The organism is Blastococcus sp. SYSU DS0619 (assembly GCF_054051035.1).
Genome location: NZ_JBJHAM010000042.1, coordinates 1 through 1,922, shown reverse-complemented (window position 1 = coordinate 1,922; position 1,922 = coordinate 1). Strand labels below are relative to the sequence as shown.

Below are 1,922 nucleotides of genomic sequence, written 5' to 3'. Positions count from 1 at the left end.
CGGCCATCCGGGACAGCTCGTCGACAGCGGTGCGGGTCTGGCCGAGGGCCTGCGTCGTCGAGCCGGCGGCCGAGGAGACCCCGGAGATGTTCGCCGCGATCTGACCGGTGCCGTCGGCGGCCTCCTGGACCGAGCGCGACATCTCGTTGGTGGTCGCCGTCTGCTCCTCCACCGCCGAGGCGATGGTGGTCTGCCGGTCGGAGATCTGCGCGACGATCGCGGAGATCTCCCCGATCGCGGTCACCGCCGCCGTCGTGTCGCCCTGGATCGCCAGCACCCGCTTGGCGATGTCCTCGGTCGCCTTCGCCGTCTCCTGGGCCAGCTCCTTGACCTCGTTGGCCACCACCGCGAAGCCCTTGCCCGCCTCGCCGGCCCGGGCGGCCTCGATGGTGGCGTTCAGCGCCAGCAGGTTGGTCTGCTCGGCGATCGAGGTGATGACCTTGACGACGTTGCCGATCTCGGCCGAGGACTCCCCGAGCTTCGCCACCGTCGCCGTGGTGGTCTCCGCAGCGGTCACCGCACGGGACGCCACCTCACTGGCCTCCGCGGCGTTGCTGGCGATCTCCCGGATCGAGGCGCCCATCTGCTCGGCACCGGCGGCGACGGTCTGCACGTTGCGCGACACCTCGTCCGCCGCCGAGGCCACGACACCGGACTGGGCCGACGTCTCGTCCGCCGACGCCGAGATCTGCGCCGAGGACGCCGACAGCTCCTCACTGCTGGCCGCCACCGCGTCGGCCGACTGCACGACCGACGACAGCACCGCCCGCAGGCTCTCGCACGCCGAGTCCATCGACGCGGCCATCCGGCCCAGCTCGTCCTGCGAGGTGACCCCGGAGGCCATCGTGAGGTCGCCGGCTGCCATGCCGTCCGCGACGCGCTGCACGGCCTGCACGGTGCGGGTGATCCGCCGGACCACCAGGGCGGTGAGCCCCGCAGCCGCCACGATGGCGGTCAGGGCGACGACGATCAGCGTGGTGCTGGCCTCGGAGGCCTGCTCCGCGGCGTCGGCGTTGCGGGCGGCGGCCTCGGCGGACTGGGCGACGCCCTCGGCCTCGAGGTCGTCGGCCATGATCTGGAGCAGGGGCTGCAGCTGCTCGGACTGGACCTGGGCGAAGGCGGCCAGGTCGCCCCGGTCGGCCGCCGGGAAGAGCTGCGTGGTGAGCAGCCCGAGGAACTCCGCCCGCGTCTCCGAGAACGACTCCATGCTCTCCGGGGCGACGACGTACGGCTCGTAGGCGTCGAGCCCCGCCTGCAGGTCGACGTTCTTCTCCTCCATCTCGCCGATCAGCTCGGCGCGCCGCTCCGGGGAGGAGACCGCGTACTCGAGGGTCCGGGCCCGGTGCGCCGCGTGCGCCCGCTGCACCTCGGAGAGCGCGTTGAGCGGCTGGAGGTTCTCGGTGTAGATGGCCTCCTGACCCTCCCGCATCTCGTCGATCCGCGTGACGGCCAGGGCGTTGGTGCCCACGACCACGACGCCGAGGACCGCGACGGCCGCCCCGATCCGCACGCCGACCGGCCGGTCGGCGAACCAGGAACCCAGGGAGGTCCGGCGCCGGGCCGGGGCTGATGGGACGGTCATGTTCGGTCTCCTGTGTCTGCCGCCGCTCGAGGTCGGACGGCGCGGGCTGCTCGGTCCTGCGACACCTGTGTCGCAGGAAGAGAGTGACGTGGGTGAGCGCGATCCGACGTCGTCCGGAGTGCGTGTCGCGACCGTTCCGTAAGAATGGTCGGTGACCGTTTTCCGGGCATCGGTATGTCGACATCCGCGTACCGGAAGAATGGTCCGGAAACGGCTCCGGGGGGGGGGGGGGGGGGGGGGGGGGGGGGGGGGGGGGGGGGGGGGGGGGGGGGGGGGGGGGGGGGGGGGGGGGGGGGGGGGGGGGGGGGGGGGGGGGGCGCGCGGCGCGGCGGCGCCGGGG

General features: G+C 73.8%; 1 protein-coding gene. It reads right to left on the bottom strand.

The window, feature by feature from the left end; all coding sequences use genetic code 11:
* A partial coding sequence (locus ACI79T_RS21010) for a methyl-accepting chemotaxis protein (RefSeq protein ID WP_456612036.1) occupies window positions 1–1,582 on the bottom strand: 1,582 nt, incomplete at its 3' end.
* Window positions 1,583–1,922 lie beyond the last annotated feature (340 nt).